The sequence below is a fragment of the Mucilaginibacter sp. 5C4 genome, assembly GCF_034345625.1.
Classification (GTDB): Bacteria; Bacteroidota; Bacteroidia; order Sphingobacteriales; family Sphingobacteriaceae; genus Mucilaginibacter; species Mucilaginibacter aurantiaciroseus.
The window spans coordinates 3,376,260-3,390,023 of record NZ_CP133775.1; the positions used below are offsets into that span (position 1 = coordinate 3,376,260).

At 42.5% G+C, this 13,764-nt stretch carries 13 protein-coding genes; 6 read left to right on the plus strand and 7 right to left on the minus strand.

Translation table 11 applies throughout. From position 1 onward, the window contains the following. The first annotated feature begins 96 nt into the window (after positions 1–96). From secDF to RHM67_RS15920, 3 genes are all read left to right on the plus strand, one after another. Positions 97–3,084, plus strand: a complete 2,988-nt coding sequence (gene secDF / locus RHM67_RS15910; RefSeq protein WP_322227887.1) for a protein translocase subunit SecDF — start codon at positions 97–99, stop codon at positions 3,082–3,084. A gap of 180 nt (positions 3,085–3,264) precedes the next feature. Next, positions 3,265–4,578 (plus strand): NAD(P)/FAD-dependent oxidoreductase, encoded by a 1,314-nt coding sequence (locus tag RHM67_RS15915; RefSeq protein ID WP_322227891.1) that lies wholly within the window; start codon positions 3,265–3,267, stop codon positions 4,576–4,578. A 3-nt stretch (positions 4,579–4,581) separates the two neighbouring features. Continuing rightward, positions 4,582–5,439, plus strand: coding sequence for a hydroxymethylglutaryl-CoA lyase (locus tag RHM67_RS15920; RefSeq protein ID WP_322227893.1), 858 nt, complete (start codon positions 4,582–4,584; stop codon positions 5,437–5,439). Positions 5,440–5,480: 41 nt separating this feature from the next. On the opposite strand, the gene RHM67_RS15925 is transcribed toward RHM67_RS15920, so the two are convergent. From RHM67_RS15925 to fbaA, 3 genes are all read right to left on the minus strand, one after another. Continuing rightward, positions 5,481–5,909: a GNAT family N-acetyltransferase gene (locus tag RHM67_RS15925; RefSeq protein WP_322227896.1), complete on the minus strand. Its 429-nt coding sequence runs from the start codon at positions 5,907–5,909 to the stop codon at positions 5,481–5,483. After that, the gene (locus RHM67_RS15930; protein WP_322227897.1) at positions 5,875–6,375 is read right to left on the minus strand and encodes a low affinity iron permease family protein; all 501 of its coding nucleotides are present in this window, start codon (positions 6,373–6,375) and stop codon (positions 5,875–5,877) included. The genes RHM67_RS15925 and RHM67_RS15930 overlap by 35 nt, the downstream gene beginning before the upstream one ends. An 85-nt stretch (positions 6,376–6,460) precedes the next feature. After that, positions 6,461–7,540, minus strand: coding sequence for a class II fructose-bisphosphate aldolase (gene fbaA, locus RHM67_RS15935; RefSeq protein WP_322227898.1), 1,080 nt, complete (start codon positions 7,538–7,540; stop codon positions 6,461–6,463). A gap of 253 nt (positions 7,541–7,793) precedes the next feature. Here fbaA and RHM67_RS15940 point away from each other — a divergent pair, with 253 nt between their 5' ends. Beyond that, on the plus strand, positions 7,794–8,327 hold the full coding sequence (locus RHM67_RS15940; RefSeq protein ID WP_322227899.1) for a hypothetical protein: 534 nt from the start codon (positions 7,794–7,796) through the stop codon (positions 8,325–8,327). A gap of 77 nt (positions 8,328–8,404) precedes the next feature. Continuing rightward, positions 8,405–9,286, plus strand: coding sequence for an acetyl-CoA carboxylase, carboxyltransferase subunit beta (gene accD, locus RHM67_RS15945; protein ID WP_322232202.1), 882 nt, complete (start codon positions 8,405–8,407; stop codon positions 9,284–9,286). 183 nt (positions 9,287–9,469) lie between these two features. Here the strand turns inward: accD and RHM67_RS15950 are convergent, their stop codons facing one another. The 3 genes from RHM67_RS15950 to glmM form a co-directional block, all read right to left on the minus strand. After that, complete coding sequence (locus RHM67_RS15950; protein ID WP_322227902.1) at positions 9,470–9,760, minus strand: hypothetical protein; 291 nt, start codon at positions 9,758–9,760, stop codon at positions 9,470–9,472. Positions 9,761–9,837: 77 nt separating this feature from the next. Next, positions 9,838–10,974: a cysteine desulfurase family protein gene (locus RHM67_RS15955; RefSeq protein ID WP_322227903.1), complete on the minus strand. Its 1,137-nt coding sequence runs from the start codon at positions 10,972–10,974 to the stop codon at positions 9,838–9,840. 74 nt (positions 10,975–11,048) lie between these two features. Next, positions 11,049–12,440 (minus strand): phosphoglucosamine mutase, encoded by a 1,392-nt coding sequence (glmM, locus tag RHM67_RS15960; RefSeq protein WP_322227904.1) that lies wholly within the window; start codon positions 12,438–12,440, stop codon positions 11,049–11,051. A gap of 135 nt (positions 12,441–12,575) precedes the next feature. Here glmM and RHM67_RS15965 point away from each other — a divergent pair, with 135 nt between their 5' ends. Then, entirely contained in the window at positions 12,576–13,145 is a 570-nt protein-coding gene (locus tag RHM67_RS15965; protein WP_322227906.1) for a phosphatase PAP2 family protein, read from the plus strand. Between the two features lie 162 nt (positions 13,146–13,307). Here RHM67_RS15965 and RHM67_RS15970 read toward each other — a convergent pair whose 3' ends face one another. Continuing rightward, on the minus strand, positions 13,308–13,757 hold the full coding sequence (locus RHM67_RS15970; RefSeq protein WP_322227908.1) for a MarR family winged helix-turn-helix transcriptional regulator: 450 nt from the start codon (positions 13,755–13,757) through the stop codon (positions 13,308–13,310). Positions 13,758–13,764 lie beyond the last annotated feature (7 nt).

The following is a 13,764-nucleotide window of genomic DNA, read 5'->3' on the forward strand; positions in this document are numbered from 1 at the left end:
TGTTTCAATTAAAAATTTCAGGCTTGTGAAATTTTATTAGATTTGCCGTCTTATTTAAAAAGCTTATAAACTAATTAATTACATATTTAATTCGCGATGCAAGGTAAAGGGGTTATTAAATTTTTCGCCATTCTGCTGGCTGTGGTTTGCTTATACCAGCTTTCATTCACATGGGTGGCCAACAAAGTTGAGAATGATGCCAAAGCATATTCTAAAGGCAATCTTGAAAAGGAAAAGGCTTATCTCGATTCTATTTCAACATTACCGGTTTACCCGGTGTTTGGCCATACTTACCAGTATTGCGTAGACAGGGAGCTTGCCCTGGGCCTCGACTTAAAAGGCGGTATGAACGTTACGATGCAAATTTCTTTGCGCGAGCTGGTAACTAAGTTATCAAACAACAACACCGATGTTGCCTTTAACCAAGCTTTAACAAACGCGCAACAACTTAGCGTAACCGAGCAAAAGGATTACATAACCCTTTTTGTTGACGAGTATGAAAAATTGGCACCAAACAGCAAACTTGCCGCCATATTTGCAAACAGCAACAATCAGGATAAGTTAAAATACAATTCATCAAACAGCGAAGTTGAAACTTACCTGAAAGACCAGGCATCGGTAGCGGTTCAACAATCATACACGGTATTACATACCCGTATTGATCAATTTGGTGTAACACAACCAAACATCCAGCTACAAAAAAGCACCAACCGGATTTTAATTGAACTACCAGGTGTTAAAGAGCCGGAGCGTGTTCGTAAATTATTATCAGGTTCGGCTAAATTGGAGTTTTATCAAACTTATGATAATACCGAGGTTTACGCTTTGTTAAACAACATTAACGGTTTATTGGCTGCTAAAGCTAAAGCTGCTGCTCCTAAAAAAGATACCGCAAAAGCAGACACTGCTAAAGCAAAACTTGCAGCTACTGCTAAACCGGCAACAGCTAAAAATTCTGCCGCATCCTTGTTAAGCAAATTAAAAAATGCAACAGCGGGTAAAGATTCTGCAGGTTTAAACAAAACACAAATTGCTGCACAGAACCCGTTATTCGCAGTAATGTCGCCGGTTACTTACCAGGACCAAAGCGGCCAGCAGCAATTAAACCCGGGCCCTATCGTAGGCTACTCGGCAGTTAAAGACACCGCTAAGGTTAACAACTATCTACACAGTGCAGATATCAAATCTGTTATACCACGAAACATGAAATTCCTTTGGGGTGTAAAACCTATCAAAAAAACAAAGGTATTTGAATTATATGCCATTAAACTTGCGGGTGCCGAAAATGGCCCGGTATTACAAGGCGACGTAATCAACGATGCACGTGCCGATATTGACCAGCAAAAAGGCGGCTTTGAGGTTACCATGTACATGAATTCTCAGGGTGCACAAAAATGGAAAACCGTTACTGCAGAAGCATCAGCTTCAGCACAAAAAAGAGCTATCGCTATCGTGTTAGACGATAACGTTTATTCTGCCCCTAACGTTCAAAACGAAATTTCTGGTGGTGTATCATCAATATCTGGCGGTAACTTCACACAAGAAGATACAAAAGATTTAGCCAACGTATTAAAAGCAGGCCGTTTACCGGCACCTGCCCGTATCATTGGCGAAGAAGTTGTAGGCCCATCATTAGGTGCGGAGGCTATCAGCGCAGGTTTATTATCATGTATCCTTGGTTTAGTAGTTATCCTTATCTTTATGGTAGCCTACTACAAACGCGCAGGTACTGTAGCTGTAATAGCGGTATTGATCAACGTATTCTTCCTGCTGGGTGTATTGGTAAGTATCCGTGCGGTGTTAACACTGCCTGGTATCGCCGGTATCATCCTGATATTGGGTGTTGCGGTTGATGCGAACGTATTGGTTTACGAGCGTGTGCGCGAAGAGCTTGGCTTAGGCAAGTCTATCCGTATAGCTGTTGCCGATGGTTTTAAACACGCTTTACCATCTATCCTTGATGCCAACATCAGTACCTTCTTAACAGGTGTTATATTGTTCTTATTTGGTAGCGGCCCTATACAAGGTTTCGCAACTACATTGATGATCGGTATCATAACAACGTTGTTCTGTTCATTATTGATCTCGAGGTTGATATTTGAGTTTATGTTAGAAAAAGGTTGGGACATTACCTTCTCTCGCCCTTGGAGCTCTCATACCTTCAAAAATGCTAACTACGCGTTTGTTAAAAATCGCTTCAAATTTTATATCTTCTCTGGTATATTTATCGTAGCTGGTCTGATATCAATGGCGACACGTGGTTTTAACTACGGCGTTGATTTTGGTGGTGGCCACACTTACATTATTAAGTTTGCCCATCCGGTTACTACCGAGCAGATCCACGAGTCTATTGACGGTGTTATTGGCCATGGTGCCGAGGTAAAAACATACGGTACTGGTAACAAAATGAGTATCAATACTAACTACCTGATCAATGACACTTCACCAAATGCCGATGATAAAGTAGAGGAAGCACTTATAAAAGCTTTAGCTGCTAACCCGGATACTAAAATTGAGAAGAGCCAGATCTTAAGCCACCAGAAAGTGGAGGCTACTATAGCAAACGAGGTTAAAGCTTCAGCTAAGTGGACCATCATTTTTGCTATCATCGTTATCTCTGCTTACATTTTGATCAGATTCCGCAAATGGCAGTTTAGCCTTGGTGCAATGGTTGCTACCGCGCACGATTCATTGCTGGTACTATCATTCTTCTCGTTGTTTAAGGATATCCTTCCGTTCTCTTTAGATATCGACCAGGCGTTTATCGCTGCATTGCTTACCGTAATTGGTTACTCAATTAACGATACCGTGGTAGTATTTGACCGTATCCGCGAGTTCTTACTGCACGAGAAAAATACCGACCCGAAAGAGGTTATTAACCACGCTATTAACAATACCTTAAGCCGTACCATTATTACTGCGTTTACAGTGATCCTGATATTAGTGATATTGTTCATCTTTGGTGGCGATGTTATCAAAGGCTTCTCATTCGCGTTGTTAATTGGTGTTATTTTTGGTACTTATTCGTCTATCTGTGTAGCCACACCGGTTATCATCGATTTTGGAAAGAAAGACCTGAAATAATCATTTCAATATAATTTTAAAGGCCCCAAAGAACATTTGGGGCCTTTTTTGTTTTACTACTAACAGTCCGCCAGCCCCATCTAAATCTCCCCCCGGAAGGGGAGACTTTAAAAATCATTAGTTCTCCCTTCAGGGGAGGGTTTGGGTGGGGATGGGGATGGCTTAATAAAACATTTGCTCATGAACCCCACTGATCAATCAAAATTCCCAACGGTAGTAATAATAGGCGGCGGCTTCGGCGGCATACAGGTAGCCAAACAACTTGCAGATAAGCCTGTAGAAGTTATCCTGATAGATAAGCACAACTACCACACCTTTCAGCCCCTGTTATACCAAGTAGCTACGGGTAGTTTGGAGTCCGAATCTATCGCTTTCTCGCTCCGGAAGAATTTTGAGGGACAAAAGAACTTGCGTTTCCGCCATACCGAGGTGAGCAAAATAGATGCCGAACGTAATGTTATCATAACCAGTATAGGTGAGATTGCCTATGATTACTTGGTTGTAGCCACAGGCTCAACCACCAACTTCTTCGGTAATAAAGAGATAGAGCATTACGCGATGCCCATGAAATCTATCCCCGAGGCATTAAACCTGCGCTACATGGTGCTACAAAACCTGGAGGAGGCCATTTTAAAACCCTCTAAGGAAGAACGCGCGCCTTTCCTATCATTCGTATTGGTTGGCGCCGGCCCTACCGGTGTAGAGCTTGCAGGCGCATTAGCAGAGTTACGTAACCACGTGCTGAATAAGGATTACCCCGAACTGATGAAAGAGGAAATGAAAGTTTACCTCGTAGACTTTCTCCCGAAGGTGTTAGGCTCATTCTCTGACGAAGGCTCAAAAGCTGCCGAGGATTTCCTGCACAAAATGGGCGTTGAGATATTGCTGAATGTTAAAGTAGAAAGCTTTGACGGTAAAGAAATAAAATTTGAGGGTGGTAAAAGCATCCTTACCAAAAATGTAATCTGGTCGGCAGGTGTGATGGGCGTTGTGCCCGAGGGCGTATCTAAAGATGCCATTGAAAAAGACAACCGTATAAAAACCGATACTATTTGCCGTGTTGCCGGCAGCACCAACATATTTGCTATTGGCGATGTGGCGGCTATGATTACCGAAGAAACCCCTAAAGGCCACCCCGGCGTGGCACAGGTTGCCATCCAAATGGGTGAAACTACAGGTAAAAATATTTATCGATTAATAAAAGGCGAACCAACCGTTCCGTTCAAGTATAATGACAAAGGCTCATTGGCAACTATCGGCCGTAACAAAGCCATTGCCGATCTGGGCAAACTAAAATTTCAGGGCTTTTTTGCCTGGCTGATATGGATGTTTGTGCACTTAATATCACTTATGGGTGGCCGTAACCGCGTTATTGTATTCATTAACTGGGTTGCCAGCTACGTTACCTATAATGGTGGCAGCAGGCTGATAATTCGTAACTTTAAACGCGAAGAGCTTGTGCAAAAAGACGAGCAGGTATCAAAACCAGACTAACCAATGGCCGAACATTTTAAGATCACCGAATGCCCACGCGATGCCATGCAGGGCTTGCACGACTTTGTACCTACTGACGTTAAAGCCGCTTACATCAACCTGCTTTTACAGGTAGGTTTTGATACGATTGATTTCGGCAGCTTTGTATCACCAAAGGCCATACCGCAACTGCGCGATACAGCGGAGGTTTTAAGCAAGCTCGACCTGGATAATACCAAATCGAAACTTTTAGCCATCATCGCCAATTACCGCGGCGCTGAGGATGCGGTTGTTCATCCGGAGATCCACTACCTGGGTTATCCCTTTTCAATTTCAGAAACATTTCAGCTTCGCAATACCAACACTACTATAGAACAGGCGTTTGACAATGTGAAGCGCATTAACGAGCTGTGCGGCGCTAATAATAAAAGCCTGTTAATTTATCTGTCCATGGGTTTTGGTAACCCTTACGGGGACGAGTGGAATACCGAAATAGTGCAGCACTGGGCGCAAAAGATGATAGAAGAAGGCATTGGTTATATTGCCTTATCAGACACCGTAGGCGCATCTACACCTGAACAGATCATCAGCCTGTACCCTGCCCTCACCAACTTATCAGAAATTACAGAAATTGGCGTGCACCTGCATTCCACGCCCGATACCTGGCAGGAAAAGATAGCCGCCGCTTATGAAGCAGGTTGTAAAAAGTTTGATGTAGCCTTAAAAGGACATGGCGGCTGCCCGATGGCCGCAGATGACCTCACAGGCAACATCGCAACCGAAAACCTTATAGCATATCTCCTCCACCAAAACCTCGACCTTGGGCTTGATCTGGGCAAATTAAGCGAAGCTATGGATTACTCGGGGAAAGTTTTTGGATGATGACGATAGTGTCTTGATTCCTGACTCTTGACTTTTTGATTCTATTTCTTCAAAACCATTTTATAATGCATCATCCCCGCCTCTTCAAACTGAGGCCCTACTTTTTCAAAGCCGAAGCGTTCGTAAAGGCCTACCGCGGGTGTTTGCGAGTTAAGGTATATGTAATCGGCATCAGCAGGCAAATTGGCTAATACGGCTTTTACAAGCGCCTGCCCTACGCCAAAACCGCGGAATTTTGAAAGCACAGCAAAACGTTCCAACTTATAGCCATCGGCAGCTTTGCGCCAGCGCGATGCCCCGGCAGGTTCACCATCAACGGTAACTAAAAAATGGTGAGATTCTTCTTCATTCGACCGTTCAAGGTCAGCAGGGCAGTTTTGGCCTATAACAAATACCTCGTGCCGTATAGCAAAAGCCGTCTCCAGGTCTGCGGGATTATTTACCGGCTTTACTTCTATTTTTGATGGCATGCTGGTAATGTGGTTTCGACCGGTAACCGGATAGTTTAGATTCGTGGTTCTCTTCTGCCGCATCTATTGAGTGCGTACAGGTAATATCATCCTCTTTCTCGGCCAAGTCAGATAATTGCACATAGAATTTATGCAGCTGATCCAGTTCTTTTTCGGTCAGGTCTTCAATAACAACCATCCGGTTGCTGGCACCCTGGTGCGATGCAAGCAACTCGTTCAACTTAAGGTGGATAGCTTTTGAATCTTTATTCTGCGTTTTTTGGATCAAAAACACCATTAAAAAGGTAATAATAGTTGTACCGGTATTGATAATAAGCTGCCAGGTATCCGAGTAGTTAAATATCGGCCCGGTTACCAACCATACTAAAATGGTACAGATAGCTATGATAAATGCTGCCGAACTACCAGTTGCTGCTGTTGCCCAGTTGGCAAACCTTTCAAATAGATTCTTTTTACCCTTAGCCATCGTTTTTAAATTTAAATAACAACTAAAAAGAAGCGCCAATGTTGTAACACCGGCGCTTCTTTTATTCCTAATAGTTTTGTAACAATTACAGTTTGCTGTTAACGTCTATACAGTTAAGATCGCCAAAAGCTTCGGTTAGCCTTTTAACAAAGGTCTCTTCTGCTTTACGTAACCAAACACGTGGGTCGTAATATTTTTTGTTTGGAGAATCTTCACCATCCGGGCTGCCAATTTGAGTTTGCAAGTAGCCTTCTTTTGCCTGGTAGTAATCCCTTATACCTTCCCAAAATGCAAACTGCATATCGGTATCTATGTTCATTTTAATAGCACCGTAAGATATCGCTTCGCGAATTTCTTCCTGGCTTGAACCAGAACCACCGTGGAATACAAAGTTGATCGGTTTCTCGGCAGTAAGGTTATGTTTCTCTTTCAAAAACTCTTGTGAGTTGTGTAAGATAACCGGTTGTAATTTAACGTTACCCGGTTTGTAAACACCATGTACGTTACCAAATGCAGCAGCAATGGTAAAGCGGTGGCTAACTTTAGAAAGTTCTTCGTAAGCGTAAGCAACCTCTTCCGGCTGGGTATATAAACGTGAGCTATCTACATCAGAGTTGTCAACGCCGTCTTCTTCGCCGCCGGTAACACCAAGCTCAATTTCAACGGTCATGCCCATTTTGGCCATGCGCTCAAGGTATTTGGCAGATATTTCAATATTTTCTTCGATAGGCTCTTCAGAAAGGTCTAACATGTGCGATGAGAACAACGGTTTGCCGGTTTCAGCAAAAAATTTCTCGCCATGCTCTAATAAACCGTCTATCCACGGCAATAATTTTTTAGCGGCGTGGTCGGTATGTAAAATAACCGCAACACCGTAGTGCTCGGCTAATAAATGCACGTGCTTTGCAGCAGATACACCACCTAAAATGCAGGCCTGTAGTTTTGAGTTATCTAATGATTTACCAGCGTAAAACTGGGCACCACCGTTTGATAACTGGATAATAACAGGTGAGTTAACAGCCGCAGCTGTTTCCATTACCGCGTTAATAGTGTTTGTGCCGATAACGTTAACGGCAGGTAAAGCAAACTGATGTTTTTTAGCTGCTTCAAATAGTTCCTGCACTTGGTCACCATGCAGAACACCTTTAATATTTTTTAAATCCATGAGCGTATGTTTGGGGCTCGAAGTTATAAAAATTATGGGTTTTACCTATATCATTATTAAAGTTTTAGCCAATTACGCTTAGCTAAATGCCAATAAATGTGCATAAAACCCGCCTGCTGCTTTATATAGGGTGTTATTTTTACACTTAGCAATTTTGTAAATTTTAATAAATGCTACCGTTTTAATAGGCATTACAGACAATTGTACTTGTGCGGCGTAAATAATTACATTTGATAAAAATGAAATTAAGTAAATGAACAGGCTACTAATTATCTTTATTGCATATAATATTATAACGGCAACGGCATGCAAGGCGCAACCAAATCCTAAAGTATGGACAAAAAAATACGAACAGGGTTTCTATAATTATCTTGACTCTACATCAAAACCAACGATGCCCAACAAGGTGCAACGAGAAAAATATGTAAACTTTTTTCTTGAGCGGCTAAAGCAGGAGATTCCCAATGGTTTAAACTCCGTATCAAAGGATAGCCTAAAAAACTTAAACATAAGGCTTGGCCGTGAATATGCTTTGATAGCCTATCAAAATGGCGAGATAACCGAACTTATCCCTGTTTACGAACGATGGACGCCATTGATCGATAAAACATTTAGAGATAACTTTAAAGCGATATTTTCGCCCAAATATCCAAAGACGACAGATAAATTTTGTGACTGTGTTTTAGAAAAACTCAAGAAAATGTATCCTAATTCTGTTATGGTACCAGTTCCTCAAAATACAATGAACAAGGTTGCTTTAGAATGCAAACCCATACTTGAACCTTAGCATCCTTGTAAATATTCTTCAAACTTGTTGTGATATTTTTTGTTTCTTTGCAGTACTTGAAAGACTTAGAAATAGACATGGCGTGGTTTAAGCGAGAAATTAAAGGGATAATTACGACTACTGAGGAGAAGAAAGAAGCCCCTGATGGCATCTGGAATAAATGCCCCAATTGTAAAAAACCTTTACATTACTCTGAACAGGTTGAAAACCAATACGTTTGCCACTACTGTGGTTTCCATTTACGCATTGGTTCAAAAGAATATTTTTCTGTTTTGTTTGATGATAACCAGTTTACCGAACTGTTTACCAACCTGCATTCAGGCGATCCATTAGAATTTACCGATACCAAAAAATATACCGACAGGTTAAAAGAAACTAAAACCAAAACAGGTTTAACCGATGCTATCCGCGCCGCTCATGGTAAAATGAACGGACAGGAACTGGTTATTGCCTGTATGGATTTTAACTTTATAGGCGGTTCGATGGGATCTGTAGTGGGCGAAAAAATCGCACGTTCTATAGATTATAGTATCGCTAACAAAGTACCTTTCCTGATGATCTCCAAATCGGGTGGTGCACGTATGATGGAGGCTGCATTCTCGTTAATGCAAATGGCTAAAACATCTGCTAAACTTGCTTTATTAAGCCAGGCAAAAGTTCCTTACATATCTTTATTGACTGACCCTACCACAGGTGGTGTAACCGCATCATACGCGATGCTGGGCGACATTAACATTGCCGAGCCGGGCGCGCTGATAGGTTTTGCAGGCCCGAGGGTTATTAAAGAAACTATCAAAAAAGACCTTCCAAAAGGCTTCCAAACCGCTGAGTTTGTAAAGGAGCACGGTTTCCTTGATTTTATAGTTGACCGACGCGAGATGAAAGAGAAACTGGCATCATTCTTAAAAATGCTTGCACCGGTTGCGACTAAAGAAGAAAAAGCTGAGCCACAGGCTTAACCCAAAATATCATTTAAACAAAAGGCCATTCGTTAGTTTTACGAATGGCCTTTTCTATTTCACTTTGTCATCCTGAGCGATAGCGAAGGATCTGTAGTGAACTATGCAAATCGCAGCCATGCATAACGAATAATAAATACTTCACATACGTTCAGCATGACAAGTTACTATTGGGAATTTAAATTATATCCCCTCGGTACCCGGCTCGTGGCCTAACATACGGCCTGTGGTGCGGCCTTGGTTACGGCTGGTAAAATTTGTTTTAGTTGCAGCCCCTGTGGCCGGAAACTCGTGACTATTCGGCGGGGTTACATCATTTTGTTCGCTATATGATGTATCAGCACCATCCTGCTGTTGTTCCTGCTCGTTTTGCTGGCGGTATCCTGTGCCTTCGTTATCTGATTGGCTTTCTTCAGGTGTTTCGTTCGGGTTGTGGTTCGGAATATATTCCGGGTTTTTTTCGTTACTTTCCATGGTTTTAGTTTTTAATTATTAACTAATAAATTATCAAAAACAAGGCCATTTTTTACAATTTAGAAATCATTTGCATATTATGCGTTTACCATGCAAAGCTCTTTAAGCTTAGCTACCACGTAATCAACTTCATCTTTAGTGTTATATTTAGAAAATGAGAACCTAACCGATGGCCTATTAGGGTTAGCGCCTATTGCCGTTAACACGTGTGAGCCAATATCCGTACCCGAGCTGCAGGCACTGCCGCCCGATGCTGAGATACCTGCAATATCCAAGTTAAATAACAGCATATCTGCCATTTCCATCTCCGGGAAAGAAGCGCTTAATACGGTATATAAACTTTTAGCAGGATCAGTTTCGCCATTAAACTCTACACCCGGAACGTTTTGCTCCAGTTGGGCTTTCATATAACTTTTCAAGTCCTGAATATACGCCTGGTGGGCATCCATATCGGCATAAGCCATTTCAAGCGCTTTGGCGAGGCCTGCAATTCCATAAACATTTTCGGTACCGCCACGCATATTGCGCTCCTGCGATCCGCCATATATCATCGGGTTAATTTTAACTTTATGGTTGATGTGTAAAAAGCCAATGCCTTTTGGGCCGTGTAGCTTATGTGCCGCGCAAACCATAAAGTGCAATTTAAGCTTTTTAAGGTCGTGCTTGTAGTGGCCTACCGTTTGTACCGTGTCGCTATGATACATGGCGTTGTAAGCCTCGCAGATCTCCCCTACGCGTTGGATATCTGTTAAGGTACCCAACTCGTTATTGGCATGCATCAGGGATACAAAACTGCGGTCGTTGATTTTTAATAAAGTTTCCAGGTGCTCATAATCAACGTTGCCCCTACAGTCAACATCGGCATAACTTAATTTGATAACACCTCCTTTTTCCATTGCCTGTAGCGTATGCACCACCGCATGGTGCTCCAGTTTAGTAGTGATGGCATGCGTTAGTTTATGATCAACAATACCGCAACGGATGGCCATGTTATCGGCCTCGGTACCGCCGCTGGTAAAAAATATCTCGGCAGGCGATGTATGCAGCAAGCCGGCAATCGTTTTGCGTGAACGCTCTATTAACGTACGTACCTCGCGCCCATGCGAATGGATGGACGAAGGGTTGCCAAACTGGCCTTCCATCGCCTTGTACATTTCCTTTAAAACTTCCGGATCAATAGCGGTAGTAGCGGCGTTGTCGAAATAAACTCGCATCGTTTCTTTTAATTATTACAGTCAGTAAAAATAACAGTTAACCAGCAGGATTCCCAACCCTAAAGGTTTATCTGTTATTCGTTTAAATTCAAAATTTCTTTTATATCAGTGATGATCTTGTTAGCCAAACTCTCTGCAACAGATTCCGAATTTGCTTCAGAATAAATGCGGATAATAGGCTCAGTGTTTGACCTGCGCAGGTGCACCCATTGCTTGTCAAACTCTATTTTTAAACCATCGATGGTAGAGTGCGGCTGTTTCTGGTATTTCTCTTCTACCTTTAACAACAACGCGTCGATATCCATCTCCGGTGTTAACGTGATCTTATTTTTAGAGATAAAGTAGCTTGGGTATGATGCCCTTAAAACCGATACCGGTTTACCATAATTAGCTAAATGTGTTAAGAACAAAGCTATACCAACCAAAGCATCACGGCCATAGTGCAGTTCGGGGTAAATTACTCCGCCGTTACCTTCACCACCGATGATGGCATTAACTTCTTTCATTTTGTTAACCACGTTCACCTCACCTACCGCGGCAGAATGGTATTCGCCACCGGCACTTTCGGTAACATCACGCAGGGCACGGGTTGATGAAAGGTTTGATACCGTGTTACCTTTTGCATTTTTCAACACGTAATCAGCAACGGCAACTAATGTATACTCTTCGCCAAACATGCTTCCATCTTCGCAAACAAAGCAAAGGCGGTCAACGTCCGGGTCAACAGCTATACCCAAATCAGATTTGGTTTTTAAAACCTCTTGCGACAAGGCTACCAGGTTTTCCGGCAGTGGCTCCGGATTGTGCGGGAAGTTGCCATCAGGCTCGCAATAAAGCTCATGGATAACCTCTACACCAAGTGCTTTTAACAAGGCCGGTACAAAAATACCACCTGTAGAATTAACGCAATCAATAGCTACTTTAAAATTTGCTTTTTTGATCGCGGCAACATCTACCAAAGGTAAGGCCAGCACTTTGTCGATATGTTTTTGCAGGTAGCTGTCGTCGTTGGTAACAGTACCCAAATCATTCACGTCTGCATATATAAAATCGCTGTTCTCAGCAATTTCTAAAACTTCTTTACCATCAATATCATTAATGAACTCACCTTTTTCGTTCAATAATTTAAGGGCGTTCCATTGTTTTGGGTTATGGCTTGCGGTGAGGATGATACCACCTGCAGCCTTTTCATCCGGCACGGCAACTTCAACAGTTGGAGTGGTTGACAAGCCTAAGTCTATCACATCAATACCCAAACCTTGCAGCGTGCCTATCACCAGGTTGTTTACCATACTGCCGGATAGGCGGGCATCGCGGCCCAAAACTATCTTTTTAATACCCGTGCGTTTAACCGCCCAGCTACCGTATGCAGATACAAATTTTACAATATCCAAAGGGGTTAAACCGTCGCCGGCTGCACCACCTATGGTACCCCTGATGCCCGAAATTGATTTTATGAGTGTCAAAATATATAGATGATTAGCCGCAAAAATAAGAATATTTAAGCTATAGCATTGTAAAAAAAGCAATAGTTTGCACATCAATTTATTGGCTATATTTACCCCGGTTCAAAACACTAAGTATATCACCACCATAACCCGATGCCCGATTTCCTACTAAACTTTGACCGGCATTTATTCTACTTCATCAATCACGACCTTTCAAACTCGTTTTTTGACGGTTTGATGCCGCTGATGCGCAACCCCAAATTCTGGATCCTGCTGTACCTGTTCATCATTATTTTTAGCATCTGGCGATACAAGAAACAGGGCATTATACTGGTAATATTTTTAGCTATTGCCGTTGGCTTTGCTGACTTTACCAGCGCCAGTATCATTAAACCCTATGTTTACCGCCTTCGCCCCTGCCGCGACCCGGCGACTGTACAAACCGACATTAACCGCGTAGCCTGCGGCCCGGGCTATAGCTTCCCATCCACACACGCTACAGATCATTTTGCCATAGCCGCATTTTTAAGCTTTATATTTTTTAAACGGTGGAAATGGGTACTGCCAGCAACGGTTGTATGGGCAGCTATCATTTGCTTTGCACAGGTTTATGTGGGTGTACATTACCCACTTGATGTTACCGGTGGGGCTATTTATGGCAGTTTGGTAGGGGTGCTGTTTGCGTTTGCGTTTAGAAAGGTAGTGCCGGGTTTTCAGGCGTAGGAATCGTACAAAACTATAAATGTCATGGTGAACCTGTCTAACCATTTGTCGCTCGCATAAGTCTTCGACAAGCTCAGACTGACAAGTATTTTACAAACAAAAAAGGCGCCTACTAAGCGCCTGGTATATTTTCCTGATTCTAAAAATCCTGACTCTCTTAAATTATCCCCTCATCTTATCCAGCAGATCGCTCAATTGTCCTGCTTCTTCTTCGCTAAGGTTTTGTTTGAACAGGTCTTTGATTTTAAAGCTGGCATCCATTTTTTTAAGGATCTCTAAACCTTCGTCGCTAATGCGGATATCCACGGCGCGGCGGTCGCGGGAGTTTGTACAGCGCGATACCAGGCCTTTTTGAACCAGGCGATCTACAATACGGGATGCATCCGACATCTTGTCTATCATCCTGTCCTTTAACAAATTTACGGTGGCAGGTTTTGGGTACTGGCCGCGTAAGATGCGCAGGATATTAAATTGTTGTTGGGTAAGTTTATAACGCTCAAATTCCGGGCGCATATAGTTGTTGATCCAACCATACGTATAGTTAAGGTTAATTACAGCTTTGTGGTAATTATCCTCAAAATTCGTGCTTTTTATATCTTCCTCTATTCCCATAATTTAA